A 16189-nucleotide genomic window follows, 5' to 3' on the forward strand; every position below is an offset into this window, starting at 1 on the left:
CGTCACATCGATGCATGAAGGCCAAGTGCGATGGAAGCAAATGCGTTGGAAGCAAATGCTAACGGAGCCGATACCAAGACCCCGATCGAGGATCCGGGCTTTCACATCCTAAACCTGTTGCTTCGTCTGATCGGCGTTGGTGCCGAACCCGGGCAGCTCCGGCGGGACGCAGCGTCTCCCATGGGCGTCAAGCAGATGCTCCAGTATGCCAGGGCGGCCGGTTGCACGGCCCGCTCCGCCAAGCTGCCGTGGACCAGGCTGGCCGGCGGTCCGCTGCCGGCAATTGCCGTGCTGCGCAACGGAAGCTTCCTGCTGCTTGGAAAGGTCTCGGGCGATACCGCCATCGTTCTCGCGCCGGATGCCGAGCGGCCAACCCTGATGACGCAGGACCAGTTCGAGGCGGTCTGGGACGGCCGGCTCGTCGTCGTAAAGCGGCGCGGAGCCCTGGCTGCTCAGGTCGAGCAGACCCGTGCGGCCGCCGTCAGACAACTCCAGCAGCTCTGGAAGACCTCGCTCACCCGCGCGAACGACATCTCTCGCAATGTGATCGATGGCCGGCGGAATATCGTCAAGGCTGACGCACGGAACGAGGAGCCGTCGAGCGCGGCGGCGAGCAACGGCGGGATCATCATATTCGCCGACCACGCCCGCAGGCTCGGGCGGGCCGTCGCACGCATCGGACCCGGCGAGGAACGCCGGCGGCACGACGAGCTGGCCTTTCTGCCGGCCGCGCTCGAGATCGTCGAGACGCCGCCCTCGCCGCTTGGGCGCGCAACCGCGTTCAGCATCGCCGCCATCTTCGCGGCCGCAGTCGCCTGGGCGTGCCTGGGCACCGTCGACATCGTCGCGATATCCCCGGGCAAGCTGATCCCGAGCGGCCGGACCAAGACGATCCAGCCGTTCGAGACCGGGGTCGTGCGCGCGATCAAGGTTCGCGACGGCGAGGCGGTCAAAAGCGGCGACGTGCTAATCGAGCTCGATACGACGATGACGGCGGCAGAGCTCAGCCGCTTGAAGGGCGACTTGCTGTCGGCTCAACTCGACGTCGCGCGCACCAAGGCGGCATTGGCGAGAAACGAAGATCCCGTCGGCGCCTTTGTGCCGCCCGCGGACGCCACCCCCGCCCAGGTCGAGATGCACCGGCGCTTTCTCGTCAGCCAGACTGCCGAGCAGAATGCCAAGCTGGCCGCGATCGACCAGCAGGTGAAGCAGAAGGAGGCTGAACGCGCAACGTTCGAAGCCTCCGTCGAAAAGATCAAGGCGACGCTGGCGCCGTTGCAGCAGCGCGTCGAAATCCGCCAACAGCTGTTTCAGAAGGAATTGGGATCCAAGCTCACATACCTGACGGAATACCAGGAGCTCGTTGCGCAGCAGCAGGAAATCTCCGTCATGCAGCGCCGATCCAGCGAAGCCGATGCCGCGATCGCGGTCCTGATGGAGACTCGGACCAAAGCAATCGCCGAGTACGAACGCGGCCTGTTCGAGGGCCTGGCCAAGGCCGAGGAAAAGGCCGCCGGCCTCACGCAGGAGGCCGTCAAGGCCGAGCAGCGAACCAGCCTGCAAAGGCTGACCGCGCCGATCGATGGCGTGGTGCAGCAACTCGCGGTTCACACCATCGGTGGCGTCGTCACGCCGGCGCAGATGCTGATGCTGATCGTTCCGAGCGAAAGCCGGCTCGAGATCGAGGCCATGGTCTCGAACCGCGACATCGGCTTCGTCGAGCCGGGCCAGGATGCGGCGATCAAGATCGACACCTTCAATTTCACCCGATACGGCCTGCTGCAAGGCAAGGTTCTCAGCATTTCGCAGGACGCGATTACCCGCAACAAGCCCACGGACAAAGGCAGCGAGACATCGGCAGGTGCGGAAGCCACCAGCAGCGAGCCGAAGGGCCAGGAGCTGGTCTATGCCGCGCGGCTGTCGATCGACCGCAGCCAGATGGAGATCGAGAACAAGCGCGTCAATCTTTCACCCGGCATGGCCGTCACCGTCGAAATCAAGACCGGCTCCCGCAGGATCATCTCTTACCTGCTGTCCCCGCTCGCCCGCTACAAGCAGGAGAGTTTGCGCGAAAGGTGAGTGCCGGAGTCTCACCTGCGGCGCCTCACCGATTCGACCGCGTTGCCTGTCAGGCAGGAAAGCAGGACGCCGCCGTCAGCGTGAGCGGCGCCAGATTGAGGATCTGCGGAAACTGGAACTGATAGCTCGCGGTCACCTGGTTGCCGCAGGCCGGCGTGGAATAGGCAAAGGTCGACGCGGGCAGATTGAGGCCGAAGGCCTTCTGGCTCGCATACGCGGTAATCATGCCCGGATTGCCGGTCGGACACAGCGTGGCGTTCACCGTGGCGCAGCGCGCGGCCAGCGCGGCACCATGCTGCATCCCGGCCTGGGTCCACAGCAGCAGGCCCATTTCGACGATGCCGAACAAGAAGGCAAAGAACAGCGGCGCGATCAGGCCGAATTCGAGCGCGGACGCGCCGCGGCGATCGCCCCAGAATGCAGCGGCGCGGCTCATTGCAGCCGCACCTTCGACTGCATGCTGAAGGCATAGCTGGCCGGCACCACCTGATAGTTGATGATAGTCCAGTAATTCGCCTGCGCCGACACGGTGGTGTATGTGCCCGCCGGCCGGCCTCCCGGACAGGTGCTCCCGCATGTCGCGCTGCTGACCCCGGACGACGTCGCGCAGCCGCAATATTTGGTCGGCGCCGGGGTGGCGGTGATCACCGGGTTGTTGGTCGCATTGACCACCGCCGCGGTAATCGCAGTGACATCAAATCCGTGCGCGATGGCATATTCGACCCCGGCCTGGGCCGCGTTCTCCACCTGCATCTTGCGGTAGATCGCAAGGCCGAGGTCGGTCACCGAAACCGCCATCAGCGCCAGCAGCGGCACCAGCACGCCGAATTCGACCGCGGCGGCGCCGCGCCGGTCCTTCCTGAACCGCCCGAAGATGCGGCGTGACTTGTCACGCCTTCGCGCAAGGCATTCTCCACCTGTCATGTCCGCCTCCATGCTGATGCTTCGGCTTACTCGACGAGCTGCGCGGTTGCCGTGCCGATGGGGCTACCGCCCATCGCCGCGCAGTTGACCTGAACATTCGAATTTCCAACAAAGGTAATCGTATCGGCAATGATCTGGGTGCAAGTGGTGCTGGTGCCGTTGCCGCCGCTGAAGCTCAAATCGCCCTTGGGCAGATAGATCGCGCCGGCGAGGTTCTGCGTGCCGCCGCCGGTGAGGTTGAACGTGGTGCCGACCGGCATGTTGCGGTCGCCATACATGGCAATGCCGGCGGTGACCCCGCTGGTGGGCGCGGTCAGCATGACATTGGCGTTGCTGCCGATGTTCGCCGAGCTCCAGCTGCTGCCCGAGCCGGTGAACACCAGGGTGACGCCGGTGCCGGTGATGGTGGCATTGCCGGCCACCGACAGGTTGCTGCCCTTGAGATAATAGATTCCGGGATCGAGCGTCAGCGTGGCGCCGGCGTTCACCGAGATGTCGCCGCAATAGCTTCCCGGGCTGAGCGCCGTCGTCCCCTTCACGTTGAACTTGTTCGAGTAGTCGCAATGGCTGGGCATCGTCGGCGTGACGTTGGCGTAGGGATCGGGCGTGGGCCGCACGCCGGTGCGGATGCCGGCGGTGGTGGTGATGTTGCTCGTGCCGGTGACGCCGCCGACCACGGCGACCATCCGCGCGTTGACCGTGGACGTGCCGGTGACGGCGAGCGCCGGGCCGCCGCTGGAATTGTCATAGAGGTTACAGTTGATCAGATTGACCTGGGCGCTGCCCTTCACGGACGCCGCCGGACTGGCGGTGGGGTCGAGGGCCAGCACGCAGCCGGTCCCGACATTGCCGAGCGCGACGGCGCGCGCCGTGATCGGCACCGTCCCGGAGCCGAACAGCGCCGACAACAGCCGCTGTTGCGGCTGGGTGATGATGACTTCGACGGCCAGCGTGCCGCTGGCGAAGCTTCCGGTGGCGGGCGGCTGGTTGACCGCGACGGTGACGTTGTCGACGCCGTTGGCATAGCCGTAGAACGCCGTGATGGCGTTGGCTTCGGTCAACAGATTGGTGCCGGCGGTGGCGGCGCTGACGGCGGCCGAATCGGCCGCGCTCATCATGTTCTTGTGCTTGTAGAACCACCAGGCGACCTCGGTGCCGAGGCCCGCCGCACCGACCAGGACGGGCAGCAGCAAGGCGACCAGGATGGCATAGCTGCCGGATTCGTCGCGCGCAAAGCGGCGCAGGTGCGCGCGCCACGCAACGACCACCGGTCTGACTTGCAACCTCATTCGCGAGGGTATTCCGGCTTCCAATCCCGCAGAGGAGATCATGCTGCCCTCAAGCATCCGATTGCCTGGACGGGCGATCATGAGCGCGCCGATTTAACGTCAACTTCGCTCGAGCAACGAAATTCGGGGCCGGCGTGTAACGCTTCGTTAGGAATTGGCGGCTGCGGCAGGCCGGGGCGATCGCTGGTCGAGCTGCCGCGTTCGAATGGCTGCGCGCGAGCGGTGCGCCCCGGCGACGGTCGACTAGCCCCGGCCGGTCGGGGCAGCCGCATTGCGCCGGTGCACCTCGAGCAAGCCCCGAATGGTCAGATCGGGGTCGAAATGATCGATCGCCTGGGTCGCGTCGTGGAACAGCGAGGCGACGCCGCCGGTCGCGATCACAGTCATCGCTTCATTCCGTTCGGCCTTGATGCGCGCGATCATGCCCTCGATCAGCGCGACATGGCCCCAGAACACGCCCGACTGGATCGCGCTGACGGTGTCGTTGCCGATCACGCGCCGCGGCCGCTGCAGCGCGATCCGCGGCAGCTTTGCCGCGGCGGCATGCAGCGCCTCCATCGACAGGTGCACGCCGGGCGCAATCACGCCGCCCTCGAAGGCGCCGTCGCTGCCGATCACGTCGAGCTTGATGGCGGTGCCGCTGTCGACGATGATCAGCGGCGGCGCATGGAGCGCCAGCGCGCCGAGCGCATTGACCAGGCGGTCCGAGCCGACCTCCGCCGGTTTCAGGGTGCGCACGGGAATGCCGAGCTCGGCATTCTCGCCGACGATCAGCGGCTCGACGTGCAGATAGCGGCGCGACAGGTTGCGCAGGTTGAAGATCGCCTGCGGCACCACACTGGCGATCACGCAAGCCTTGAGCATGCCGAGATCGAGCTTGTGCATCGCCATCAGCTGCGCGAGCCACACCGCATATTCGTCCGCCGTGCGGCTGGTCGCGGTCGCCGAGCGCCATTGCGCGACCCAGTGCTCGCCGTCGTGAACCGCAAACACGCTGTTGGTGTTGCCCTGATCGATCGCCAGCAGCATCGGTCGGTCCTTTGTGACGGGGCGCGGCGCGCCGCTTCCTGCTCAGCCTAGAGCATGATCCGGAACGGTGTGAAGCGGTTTCGCGCGAACATGGCGCGCTCGAACAGAGCCAAGGCGCGGCGACGCGTCCGGGGAGTTTTGCGGAATTTCCGGCGCGCACCCGATTGCATAATCCTCGGCTTCAAGACTAAGGTACAGCCTCGAGTAGAGCATACGATTTTCAGTAATCAACAACCATGCCCCGGTCTTCCATTGCGACACGGGTCACATTTTCTGGAAGGGCATTTTCATGGCGATCGTTACGGGAACGGATAATCCCGAAACCCTCAACGGCACCCCGGACGACGACACGATTACCGGGCTGAAGGGCAACGACATCCTCAACGGTCTCGGCGGCGACGACCTGTTCGTCTGGTCGCGCGGCGACGGTGCAGATACCGTGGACGGCGGCGACGGCAGCGACACGTTCCAGGTCAGCATTCCTTATTATGAAACGCTTTATCACGTTCTTGGACCCTATTACGGTTGGAGCACAGAAAGAGCGCGGATCGAATTCGATCCCGTCACCGGCCATGCTGTTTTCGATTCTTATGTGTACTACTATTCCTACCACTCCGCACTTCTGCTCGGCTCCGGAGAGATATCATTCCAACGAACCGACCTTCAATCGATCGAGCACTTGCAGATCTTCGGGGGCGCCGCTGACGCGCCAGCGACCTTCAGCGAAGGCTCCTATGTCGATATGACCTATCACTACTTTTCGACGAACGATAATTTTGTGTTGCCCAATCTCGCGGCGACCAGCATTCAAGACGTTTACTTCGACGGCGGCTCGGGCAACGACACTTTCGATGCGACCTTCGCCGCGGTGTCGATCGTTGCATTTGGCGGCACCGGCAACGATATCTTGAAGGGAGGAAGCGGCGCCAACACCCTGGCGGGCGGCAGCGGCGACGACATCTACTTCGTCAACAAGGCCACCGACACCATCACCGAGTTGTCCGGCAAGGGCAACGACGCCGTCTTCGCCAGCTCCTCCAGCTATACGCTCTCGGCGAACGTCGAGAACCTGTTCCATTCGGGCACGCAAAATTTCACCGGCATAGGCAATGCCGGCGACAACTGGATCCAGGGCGGCCAGGGCAGCGACTATCTGATCGGACTCGATGGCAACGATACGCTCTACGATGGCGGCAGCGCGCCGGATGCCTTGCAGGGCGGCACCGGCGACGACACCTACGTCGTCGAGGCGGCCGGTGACAATCTGATCGAATTCGCTGGCGAAGGCCACGACAGGGTGCTGACCACCCTCACCAGCTTCACGCTCGCTGCAAACATCGAGGACCTGAAATATTCCGGCAACCAAAGCTTCACCGGCATCGGCAACGAGCTCGACAACACCATCCAGGGCGGCAGCGGCAACGATGTTCTGTCCGGCCTGGGCGGCACCAATGTCCTGAATGGCGGGGCCGGCAGCGATACCGCCGACTATTCGGCGGCGCCGGGAGCAATATCGGTGAATCTGTCGAGCGGCCAGGGCCTGAACGGCTATGGCCAAACCGACACGTTTTTCAGCATCGAAAACATCATCGGATCTGATAACGATGACACCATCATCGGCGATTCCGGCAACAACACGCTGAACGGCGGCGGCGGCGCCGACACCCTGGTCGGCGGCGACGGCAACGATACGCTGATCGACGGGGCCGGCGCGGCCAACACGATGCAGGGCGGCACCGGCAACGACACCTATGTCGTGCAGGCGGTGGGGGATTCGATCACCGAATTCGCAAATGAAGGCACCGACCTGGTGCAGACCGGCCTCGGGTTTCTGATCCTGGTGTCGAATGTCGAAAATCTCACCCATACCGGCAGCAACGATTTCATCGGCATCGGCAACGAGCTGAACAATCTGATCATCGGCGGCACCGGCAATGACTATCTGGTCGGCGGCGCGGGTAACGACACCCTGATCGACGGCTCCGGCCTCAACACCCTTCAGGGCGGGAACGGCGACGACATCTACGCCGTGCAATCGAATGCCGACACGGTGTTTGAATTGATATTTCAAGGTGCCGACGAGGTGCAGACCTTCCTGGCCTCCTATACTCTCCCGGCCAATGTCGAAAAGCTGACCTTCGTCGGCGGCACTTCGCACGACGGTACGGGCAACACCCTCAACAATATATTCACCGGCGCGGCGGGAGACGATACCTTCACAGGCGCCGGCGGCAACGACACCTACAACTATCGCACGGCGGGCAACGGCTTCGACACGATCAACGACTTCAACGCCGACAATGCCATCACGGCCGAGCACGACGTCATCGATCTGACTGGGCGCGGCCTCAACTTCGGCGCGCTGGCACTCACCAGCGTCACCGGCGGCGTCGTGGTCGGCATCCCCGGTGGCGATGCCGTCCTGCTCAAGGGGGTCCAGCTTGGGCAGCTCGATGCCGGAGATTTCCTGTTCTGAAACGCACGGAGGGAGAGACTCAGTGTTGAGCCTCTCCCGCCGGAGCTTGACCGCTTCGCCATAGTCGGCAATCGCGCGGTCAAGATCCCCGGTGTTGAAGGCGCCGCGGCCCCGGTTCCTTAAGCCGCTGACTCGGAAATCGCAGACATTGTCGCGCCAACGGCTCGCGTCAGACTTGAAAATCTTCCGGCCCGGGGCACACTGGTCGTGTGCCTAAACGGCCGTGGTGCGATGATCTGAGACAAGTCCGGACTTTCATTGCATGGAAATGTCGATCGAAGACCTGTGGAGCATATCCGATCAGGCGTTGATCCGCGCCTATGCCGGCGCACGACGCCGATACGCCGAGGGTAAGCTCGCGCGCGATACGCAGCGCGCGCGGCTGGAATGGATGCGAGCGAAGGCCTTTGTCAACGGCACGGGTAACGTGACCGAACGCAGGATGGCGGTCGATGTATCGGAGGAGCTCGCGCGCAAGGGCCAGGAGGTGCGCGAAACCACCCGCGATGTCGATCTCCTGAAAATCGACGTTGACGTCATCGAGATCGTGATCCGGCTACGAGGCCTGCACGGGGCTGCGGCCGCTCAGGTCGAAGACCCCGCGGACAAGCCGGTGCATCAGGAACCCGAATGAGCCTCACTTGCACGGCCCTGTCGCATCGGGCACACAGGCCGTCCGAGAGGCTCATCTAAAGGTATCGAAAGTACTCCGCATGCCAGTCAGCTTCACAGAACTGCTCGACACATTTGAGCTTGTGAGCATGATAAACTCTATCGGGGATTATCAGGCGTTCGTGTGCCGACGGACGGGCAAGATCTACTGTCATACCGACGCTGAAGATTTCGCCGAGTTCTACGACGAGCTGCCCGATGACGTCGAGGACAATGAGAAATACATCGCTGTTCCCGACAAGCGAGAGCTCGATCTCGGCAAGCCGCTGGTCCTGGACTTCGCGCGGGAATTTCTGCCCGGCGACTTCGACGAGATTCGCGCCATCTTCAGCAAGCGCGGCGCCTATCAGAAATTCAAGGCCCTGCTCGTCCGCCGCCATGCGCTAGATCGATGGCACGATTTCGAGAACAAGGCGACCGAGCGCGCGCTGCGCGACTGGTGCAAGGACAACGAGATAAGCGTCACGGATTGACGGATGCCTGGAGCGGTGCGCCGGGACGAGGTTACGATCAGTCGCCGGCCAGCACGGCGATCGTGCGCTCTGCGACATCGCGCATCAGCCCGATCTCGGACAGGTCCGCTCCGTCGGCAATCGCCTGAGCAATGATCGTCAGCTCGGGCCAGGCCAGATCGGCTTCAGCAGGCGCTTCGCGCATCCACAGGGCCGTCCGCAGCAGCAATTCGGCCCACTGGTCGCGGCGGCGGGCGATGAAGCTCTGCAACAGATAGCTGGCAAGCTTCGCGCGACCGCGGCGCTGTCCGCGCGTCACCAGCTCCAGCAGTTCCGGATCGTCCTCGAACCAGGATTGTTCGATGACATCGAGGCCGGCAAATCCGCCGCGGTAACGCAGCACTTCCGCGACGGCCTTCGGATGATGCGCCATCTTCGGGAGGTCGGCGGTCAGCTCTGAGAGGGCCGCGCAGAAATCGATGCGCGCGGGTTGCCAGTCGGCGCCGCCGATCGTCTCGGCGACCTGCAGCAAGCCGAGCGGGGCTGCGCCGCCTCGATCCGTCGTGAGCGACAGACCGTGCGAGAGCATGCGGTCGAGGTACGATCGGGATACTGTCCGCATCGGCAGGTCCATGCTGGCGGCCGCTATCGCAACCTCGATCTGGCGCTTTGTTTCCGGTTCGCCGCTCCAGGCGTCCGCGACGTGGCCCTTCGTCAAGATCGACGAGACGCGCTTCTTGCGTCCGGCCGGCGAGACCAGCAGAAATGACTGCGTTGCAGCACCGTCGATTGCGGTGGCCAGAATCTCCTGAGCGGCGCCGGCCTCCCATTGCGCGCAGGTAACGCCCGCGGTCCGGGCGCTGCGAATGATGGTGTCGAGTTCGGCGCGTTCGCCCTCCGGTCGCCAGTTGCGCATGGTGACCAATCGGCGAAGGTCCACCGCCGACAACGACGCGGCGACCTGGGAAAGCGCACCCGCCACCGCGCGGCGAACAACGGGGCTGGAATCCAGCAGAAACAGGACGGCGGCCGGACGCGTCTCCGCTAGCGCGCCGATTGCAAGTCCGCAGCCCAAAGCGCCCCGTGCCTGCTCGGGCATGGCATGACCAAATTCCGCGAGCGAGCCAACAAGCGCGAACGGATCGCCATCACAGGCTTGCAGCAGACCTTGCAGAGCATCGCCGACATCGGCGGGCAGTTCACCTTGATAGTCGGCATGTTGCTTCGCCGAAGCGGCGGCGAACTCCGGCGACGCCGGAATGCTCGCCTGATGCAGGGCTCCTCCAACATAAACGAGCATCTGTTCGTCGATCTGTCCCGCCTCGGCTCGCGCAGCGACCTCTGCCTGGAACGTTGCGATCAGTTCGGCGGCATCCGTGTAACCCCGATCGGTCTGGTACCGCAGGCGCTCGAGCAGCGCCTGGAGCAGGAAGAGATATCCGAAGGCAAGGGACGCGTCCGTGCCCATCGGAGGCATATGGCGAGACGCCGCATCGAAGGCGGCGAAAATCTCGCCCGGGGATTCGTCCAGATATCGATCGAGATCGGGCGAGAACGCGGGTGGCCGGCCCTTGGCAATGGCCGCCGCGATCTTCCTCGCGTGCTGGTCAGTGGCAGACGCTTTGGCGTGGGCTCTTCTCATGGGCAGGATACTCCATGAAAGAGGCTACCTCGAACGGACGCGCCTGACTGACCCAAAATCAGAGAATCCACCGCAAATTGCGACGGGCGCCAGCAGATGCATCCTGTCAGAATGTCGGTGACAGTGCATTCAATTGACGCCCGATATCACGCCGTCAACGGCTGCATTCGCTTGTCGCCAATTAGTGCACTGTCACCGTAATTCCCAAGGGGTGCAGTCCAGCACTGTCACCGTAATTCCCTATCGGGGAGTATCAGGCGTTTGTATGCAGACGGACGGGCAAGATCTACTGTCATACCGACGCCGCAGATTTCGCCGAGTTCTACGACGAGTTGCCTGATGACGTCGAGGACGATGAGAAATACATCGCTGTTCCCGACAAGCGAGAGCTCGACCTGGGCAAGCCGCTGGTCCTGGACTTCGCGCGGGAATTTCTCCCCGGCGACTTCGACGAGATTCGCTACATCTTCAGCAAGCGCGGCGCCTATCAGAAATTCAAGGCCCTGCTGATCCGCCGGCGCGCGCTTGATCGGTGGTATGATTTCGAGAACAAGGCGACCGAACAGGCGCTGCGCCGCTGGTGCGAGGACAACGAGATCAGCGTCACGGATTGATGGGACGGAGCGGACTAAGCGAGCATCAATCCGGAATTTTCGGCGACAGTGCGTTCAATCAACGCCCGATATCGCACCGTGCGGCGCGCGTTGCTCGTCTCGTTGTCTCCGATCATCCGCACCGCGTCACTCAGCAGTTGCGCTCGGCTCCCGCCAATTGGTGTGCTCTGCCACCGCGTTTCCTCGATTGCATCCAACACGAAGTCGAGCCTTTTTCCGACGTCTGCAAGGAAAGCGCAGAACAAAATAGCCATTCTCGTGGAGCAGTTGGTCTTTTCTGCGATCGCGCCGGTGCGAGCCCGCTGCCGGAGCGTTCCGTTCGCCCGATAATCGTGGGCCGAACGGCCCTGAGCGAGGAGGTAGTCATGGCTACTGGACAGGTCACACGCTTGGTTCTCGAAGGTTACCTCCACTGCAAGTACTTGGCGCAACTTCGCCTTGCCGGCCGAGAGGGCGTCCGATCGGAATATGAGGATATTGTTATGAAGCTCCGCCGCGAACGGCACCTAGCGATCGCCGAAGCGCTGCGCGAACGCCACGGGGAAGGCTGCATCGGCGGGCTAAACGTCTCGCGGACCGACCTTCGGCAAGGCACCTCGTTCGTCCTTGGAGCCGAGATACGCGATGACACGTTCCATATCCAGTTCGATGCCTTGAAGCGGGTTGAGGGTCACTCCGACCTCGGCCCCTTTCACTATGTTCCAGTACTCTTCTCGGAAGCACGGAACGTTCACCGCTGGCATCGACTGATGCTGGCCTCCCTCGGCGCGTTGATCGCGCGGGTGCAGAAACGCGCTCCGTCTCGCGGCGTGATCTACCAAGGCGACCCGTGCTATGCAACGAGCGTTCCATTCGGCTCGTCGGCACGTTCCGGTGAAGACGCGGTTCGGGACCTTGTGCGCATGCAGCGCGGTGACGCCGCGCCGCCACTCCGTCTCAACGATCACTGCGCGGTGTGCGAGTTTCAGGCCGAGTGTCGCGCGAAGGCGATAAAGGACGACAATCTCACGCTCCTGCGGGGTCTGGGGGAAAAAGAACAGCGGCGCTATGCGCACCGGGGGATCTTCACGCTTACGCAGCTGTCCCACACGTTCAGGCCGCGGCGGCCCGGCAAGCGAACGCAGCCGATGCGTCGACGCCAGTATGGCCTTCAGGCCCTCGCGATCCGGGACCGGACCGTGTATGTCCTCGGCAAACCGGAGTTGCCCGCTAGCCCGACTGAGATATTCCTCGACGTCGAGGGAAAACCCGATGAGCAGTTCGTGTACCTCATTGGCGCGATCGTCCGGCGCGGCGAGAACGAGGAGCGTCATTCGTTCTGGGCGGACTGCAAGACCGAAGAGCGGCGGATCTTTGACCAGCTGGTAGCATTGCTGGCCGCACACCCAGAGGCGCTCATTTTCGCCTACGGTGCCTACGAGCATGCCTTCATAAAGCGAATGCGCGCGGGCGCTCCACGCAAGAAGCCGGTCGACCGGATCCTCGACCGGCTCGTGAACGCGCTGGCGTTCGTATACGCACACTTCTACTTCCCGACCTATACGAACGGTCTGAAGGAAATCGGGACGGCGCTCGGATGCAGGTGGCATGACGAGCGCGCATCTGGTATGCAAAGCGTTGCGTGGCGCTTGCATTGGGAACGCGATCGAGACGCCGAGTGGAAGGAGAAGCTGCTCCAGTACAATCTCGACGACTGCGGCGCGCTCGCGGCAGTAATCGCCTTCCTGAGATACGCCAGCCGACCGCAAGATCGAACTCAAGATATCGCAGCCGGTCCGGCAGGCGAGCTGAAGATCACGTCAGTCGCCGAACTCGACAAGGCCCGGTATACGTTGCCGTGGACGACGTTCGATAACCCGGACTTGGCGTTCGTCAATAAGTGCGCACATTTCGACTACCAGCGCCAGCGCGTCCACGTCCGCGGGGACGCAAAACTCCGCCGTCGCTACCGGGACAAAGACGCCAGCAAGAACCGCAAGCTACGCAGAAGCAAGCTTGTGCGCATCACGGCGTCTCGATGCCCCAAGTGTGGCGCCTGCGAGATCGACCCCATTGCTAAGCCCGATCGCCACCTTGGAACGATACCGCGCCAGAAGCGCACCTTCGACTTGCGAGTCACGCAATCAAGTCTAAAGCGGCGGGTGGTCGACTGCCGTGCGACTATGTATTGGTGCCGAAAGTGCGGCCATCAGTTCGCGCCGTTACGGTACGAACGCGTCGCGAGCCATTCCCATGCCCTCATGTGCTGGGTAATCTACCTGTCGGTCGCCCATCGCGTGAGCTTCGGCGCGATCCTGGAAATCTTCCGGGATTTCTTCGGCGTGAAGCTCTCTCCGGCAGAACTCCTCATGTTCCGCTCGCTGCTGGCGCGCTACTACCGCCCGACGTATCGCGCCATCCTGAAGCGTCTGACCTCGGGACCGCTGCTGCACGCCGACGAGACGGAGGTAACGCTCCGCACTGGCACGGGGTACGTCTGGGCGCTCGCGAGCATCACCGAAGTCGTCTACCTGTACCGGCCCAATCGTGAGGGCGCGTTCCTCAAGGAAATGCTCGGAGGGTTTACGGGCGTCCTCGTCTCCGACTTCTACGCTGCCTACGATGCGCTAGCGTGTCCACAGCAGAAATGTCTCATCCACCTCATCCGCGACCTGAACCAAGAAGTGCTCACCCATCCGTTTGACACCGAGCTTCAGTCGATTGTAAGTGGCTTCGCCACGTTGTTACGATCGATCGTCGCCACCGTCGACGAGCATGGTCTGAGGCGACGCCACCTGCGAAGGCATGCGAATCCGGTGGCCGAGTTCTTCCGGGTACTTGCGGATCAAAATCTTTTGTCCGAACCCGCGCAAGCCCTCAGAACGCGACTGCTCAAGAATCGGGAGCGGCTCTTCACGTTCATCGAATATGATGGTGTGCCCTGGAACAACAATGCGGCCGAGAACGCGATCAGACGATTCGCATATTTTCGTGACGACACCGCGCCTCTGACCCGCGAGAAGGGACTGAGAGATTACCTAGTTCTCTTGAGCTTGTTCCAAACCTGCCGGTACAAGGCTGTCAATTTCTGGCAATTCCTGCTTTCGAGGCAGAAGGACATTGACGCCTTCGCCTCGGGCGCATCGTCGCCCGGTCGTCGAGATCTCGACCTGTATCCGCCCGGCTTCGAACCGCCCCATTGGAAGAGAATCAGGGAGCGAAACGTCGCCCTTTCACCACCCGAAGCAGGTGGAATTTCGGTGACAGTGCATTCAACTGACGCTCCGGAATGACGCCGTCAACGGCCGCATTCGCTTTGTCGCCAATTAGTGCACTGTCACCGAAATTGGCGGAGAGATTGCCGGCTACGGTCACATGGGGGATGATGGTGCCCAGGGGCGGAATCGAACCACCGACACTGCGATTTTCAGTCTCACTGCCTTCGTTATCTCTCGATGTCGTGACATTGCTGCACTTGAAAGCGCTGCGATTTTTCTTCAACTCATTTGCCAGAGTTTTCATTCATTCGCTTTCCCGGTTGCAATGGGGTTGCAAAATCGAGTTGCCCATATGAGTACCGCGTTGTCGTTAACCAGGTTGCCGTCACCATCCAAACGCACTCCGACCACGCGCCTGAAGCTGACGGAGCAGCGCATCGCGAACCTCGTAAAGCCACGGGTAAGCTTAGCCTACGTTTACGACACCGTCACGCCCTCGCTTGCCATCCGTGTTGCGTCGACTGGCGGGCGCTCGTTCGTTGTCGTCAAAAAGATCAACGGCACAACCCAGCGGATTACGCTGGGTCGCTACCCCGGTCTTAGACTTGATGACGCGCGTCAAGCCGCGCGAACGATCGCCGGAGAAATCGCCAAAGGCGACAATCCGGTGGCTTTGCGGAAGGCCGCGCGCGCGCGAAAGGCCAAACTGTCCGATCTGTGGCCCGCTTATCTCTCTCATTTGAAACAACGCAATCGGACTTGGCGCCGAGACAAACAGCGCTGGGAGACCGAGGTGAGCCCGGCACTTGGCAAGAAGGCCCTGGCAGAGCTTTCCCGCAGCGATTGCCAAGGGCTGATTGATCGAATTGGAGCCGACCGCCCGATTGCTGCCAATCGCGTTGCCGCATTTTTGTCGGCCCTTCTAAACTTTGCCGTTCGATCAGACCGGCTGGCCGTCAATCCGGCGAGAGGTCTGATCCGGTTCCAGGAGACATCGCGGTCCCGCGTTCTGAAATCCGATGAACTCGAAAACCTCATGAAGGCGATCGAGGCGGAGCGAGAGCCCTGGGTCAGCGTCTTCCTGATGTTGATGTTCACCGGAGCCCGCCGCGGGAGCGTCCTCAGCTTGCGCTGGGAGGATATCGATCTTGGAGCTGCCATCTGGACGATACCGGCAGAGGTCGCGAAGAACAAGACGGCCACCCCGATTCCGCTCACGGAGCCGGCCGTCAAGCTGCTTCAGCAGCAGTTGGAGCGCGCGGCCGGCGAGCCTTGGGTGTTCCCGAGTGCTATCGGGGCTGGCCATCTGGTGGGCCTGCCAAAGGCGTGGGCGCGAGTGCTGCGTCGGGCTGAAATAAAAAATCTTCGTATTCATGACATCCGACGCTCGGTCGGCACCGCAATGGCCAGAACCGGCGCGAGCCCCCATGTTATCGCGACCGGGCTTGGGCATCGGAGCATCGCCTCCGCACGAGCCTACGTGCGACTAGCAGGCGAAGACGCACGTCAGGCGCTCAGCGAGGCCGTTGCTTCGCTCACCACAGCGAGCCCGCGTGATGGTTAAGTAGAGCGGCGATTTTTCGCTGCGCATCTCTTCCGAAAGAATCCGAGGAGCCCCGCAACGACGTGTTGCCGAAATCCCGCGTAAACGAAACCGCAACCACCTAGAGCTTGCACTAGCCGTCGTGGAGGTGATCCATGATGGTAGACACAAATTCCCCTAAGTCGTCCAGAGAAGCAAAGCGCCCCAGACTGGCTCCGCGCGCCCTGCAAGAGATCTATCGCCTTCCGGCAAACGCCTTGCTGACGCCGGCA

14 protein-coding genes are annotated in these 16189 nt (G+C 62.6%); 7 read left to right on the plus strand and 7 right to left on the minus strand.

From position 1 onward, the window contains the following. Positions 1 to 30 precede the first annotated feature (30 nt). Positions 31 to 2079: an HlyD family type I secretion periplasmic adaptor subunit gene (locus tag CI41S_RS24545; RefSeq protein ID WP_139861914.1), complete on the plus strand. Its 2049-nt coding sequence runs from the start codon at positions 31 to 33 to the stop codon at positions 2077 to 2079. A 49-nt stretch (positions 2080 to 2128) separates the two neighbouring features. On the opposite strand, the gene CI41S_RS24550 is transcribed toward CI41S_RS24545, so the two are convergent. From CI41S_RS24550 to CI41S_RS24565, 4 genes are all read right to left on the minus strand, one after another. Further along, on the minus strand, positions 2129 to 2515 hold the full coding sequence (locus tag CI41S_RS24550) for a TadE/TadG family type IV pilus assembly protein (RefSeq protein ID WP_139861915.1): 387 nt from the start codon (positions 2513 to 2515) through the stop codon (positions 2129 to 2131). Further along, positions 2512 to 3003, minus strand: coding sequence for a TadE/TadG family type IV pilus assembly protein (locus CI41S_RS24555; protein WP_139861916.1), 492 nt, complete (start codon positions 3001 to 3003; stop codon positions 2512 to 2514). Before CI41S_RS24555 ends, CI41S_RS24550 begins: the two co-directional genes overlap by 4 nt. Before the next feature lie 26 nt (positions 3004 to 3029). After that, positions 3030 to 4292, minus strand: coding sequence for a pilus assembly protein TadG-related protein (locus CI41S_RS24560; RefSeq protein ID WP_139861917.1), 1263 nt, complete (start codon positions 4290 to 4292; stop codon positions 3030 to 3032). Positions 4293 to 4535: 243 nt separating this feature from the next. Further along, on the minus strand, positions 4536 to 5321 hold the full coding sequence (locus CI41S_RS24565) for a type III pantothenate kinase (protein ID WP_139861918.1): 786 nt from the start codon (positions 5319 to 5321) through the stop codon (positions 4536 to 4538). Between the two features lie 289 nt (positions 5322 to 5610). On the opposite strand from CI41S_RS24565, the gene CI41S_RS24570 reads away from it, so the two are divergent. The 3 genes from CI41S_RS24570 to CI41S_RS24580 all read left to right on the plus strand — a co-directional run bounded on the left by CI41S_RS24570 (position 5611) and on the right by CI41S_RS24580 (position 8942). After that, the gene (locus CI41S_RS24570) at positions 5611 to 7797 is read left to right on the plus strand and encodes a beta strand repeat-containing protein (RefSeq protein WP_139861919.1); all 2187 of its coding nucleotides are present in this window, start codon (positions 5611 to 5613) and stop codon (positions 7795 to 7797) included. A 262-nt stretch (positions 7798 to 8059) separates the two neighbouring features. Then, positions 8060 to 8431, plus strand: coding sequence for a hypothetical protein (locus CI41S_RS24575; protein WP_139861920.1), 372 nt, complete (start codon positions 8060 to 8062; stop codon positions 8429 to 8431). A 79-nt stretch (positions 8432 to 8510) separates the two neighbouring features. Continuing rightward, positions 8511 to 8942 carry a hypothetical protein gene (locus CI41S_RS24580; protein ID WP_139861921.1) on the plus strand — a complete coding sequence of 144 codons (432 nt, stop codon included), beginning with the start codon at positions 8511 to 8513 and terminating at the stop codon, positions 8940 to 8942. Between the two features lie 37 nt (positions 8943 to 8979). On the opposite strand, the gene CI41S_RS24585 is transcribed toward CI41S_RS24580, so the two are convergent. Next, positions 8980 to 10563 carry a hypothetical protein gene (locus tag CI41S_RS24585; protein ID WP_139861922.1) on the minus strand — a complete coding sequence of 528 codons (1584 nt, stop codon included), beginning with the start codon at positions 10561 to 10563 and terminating at the stop codon, positions 8980 to 8982. Between the two features lie 332 nt (positions 10564 to 10895). On the opposite strand from CI41S_RS24585, the gene CI41S_RS24590 reads away from it, so the two are divergent. Further along, positions 10896 to 11177 carry a hypothetical protein gene (locus CI41S_RS24590; protein ID WP_244626682.1) on the plus strand — a complete coding sequence of 94 codons (282 nt, stop codon included), beginning with the start codon at positions 10896 to 10898 and terminating at the stop codon, positions 11175 to 11177. A gap of 14 nt (positions 11178 to 11191) precedes the next feature. On the opposite strand, the gene CI41S_RS44605 is transcribed toward CI41S_RS24590, so the two are convergent. After that, positions 11192 to 11683 (minus strand): hypothetical protein, encoded by a 492-nt coding sequence (locus CI41S_RS44605; protein ID WP_244626701.1) that lies wholly within the window; start codon positions 11681 to 11683, stop codon positions 11192 to 11194. Between CI41S_RS44605 and tnpC the strand changes: the two genes are divergently transcribed. Continuing rightward, on the plus strand, positions 11600 to 14449 hold the full coding sequence (gene tnpC / locus CI41S_RS24600; RefSeq protein WP_244626696.1) for an IS66 family transposase: 2850 nt from the start codon (positions 11600 to 11602) through the stop codon (positions 14447 to 14449). The genes CI41S_RS44605 and tnpC overlap by 84 nt on opposite strands. Here tnpC and CI41S_RS43650 read toward each other — a convergent pair. Next, complete coding sequence (locus CI41S_RS43650; protein WP_172628167.1) at positions 14367 to 14678, minus strand: hypothetical protein; 312 nt, start codon at positions 14676 to 14678, stop codon at positions 14367 to 14369. The genes tnpC and CI41S_RS43650 overlap by 83 nt on opposite strands. Before the next feature lie 48 nt (positions 14679 to 14726). Between CI41S_RS43650 and CI41S_RS24605 the strand changes: the two genes are divergently transcribed. After that, positions 14727 to 15938, plus strand: a complete 1212-nt coding sequence (locus tag CI41S_RS24605) for a tyrosine-type recombinase/integrase (protein ID WP_172628168.1) — start codon at positions 14727 to 14729, stop codon at positions 15936 to 15938. Positions 15939 to 16189 lie beyond the last annotated feature (251 nt).

Source organism: Bradyrhizobium ivorense (assembly GCF_900696085.1).
GTDB lineage: Bacteria > Pseudomonadota > Alphaproteobacteria > Rhizobiales > Xanthobacteraceae > Bradyrhizobium > Bradyrhizobium ivorense.

Excerpts from the sequence above, each read along its gene's own strand:
- CI41S_RS24545 (WP_139861914.1), top strand. The coding sequence starts at position 31 with ATGGAAGCAAATGCGTTGGAAGCAAATGCTAACGGAGCCGATACCAAG.
- CI41S_RS24550 (WP_139861915.1), bottom strand. The coding sequence starts at position 2,515 with ATGAGCCGCGCCGCTGCATTCTGGGGCGATCGCCGCGGCGCGTCCGCG.
- CI41S_RS24555 (WP_139861916.1), bottom strand. The coding sequence starts at position 3,003 with ATGACAGGTGGAGAATGCCTTGCGCGAAGGCGTGACAAGTCACGCCGC.
- CI41S_RS24560 (WP_139861917.1), bottom strand. The coding sequence starts at position 4,292 with ATGAGGTTGCAAGTCAGACCGGTGGTCGTTGCGTGGCGCGCGCACCTG.
- CI41S_RS24565 (WP_139861918.1), bottom strand. The coding sequence starts at position 5,321 with ATGCTGCTGGCGATCGATCAGGGCAACACCAACAGCGTGTTTGCGGTT.
- CI41S_RS24570 (WP_139861919.1), top strand. The coding sequence starts at position 5,611 with ATGGCGATCGTTACGGGAACGGATAATCCCGAAACCCTCAACGGCACC.
- CI41S_RS24575 (WP_139861920.1), top strand. The coding sequence starts at position 8,060 with ATGGAAATGTCGATCGAAGACCTGTGGAGCATATCCGATCAGGCGTTG.
- CI41S_RS24580 (WP_139861921.1), top strand. The coding sequence starts at position 8,511 with ATGCCAGTCAGCTTCACAGAACTGCTCGACACATTTGAGCTTGTGAGC.
- CI41S_RS24585 (WP_139861922.1), bottom strand. The coding sequence starts at position 10,563 with ATGAGAAGAGCCCACGCCAAAGCGTCTGCCACTGACCAGCACGCGAGG.
- CI41S_RS43650 (WP_172628167.1), bottom strand. The coding sequence starts at position 14,678 with ATGAAAACTCTGGCAAATGAGTTGAAGAAAAATCGCAGCGCTTTCAAG.
- CI41S_RS24605 (WP_172628168.1), top strand. The coding sequence starts at position 14,727 with ATGAGTACCGCGTTGTCGTTAACCAGGTTGCCGTCACCATCCAAACGC.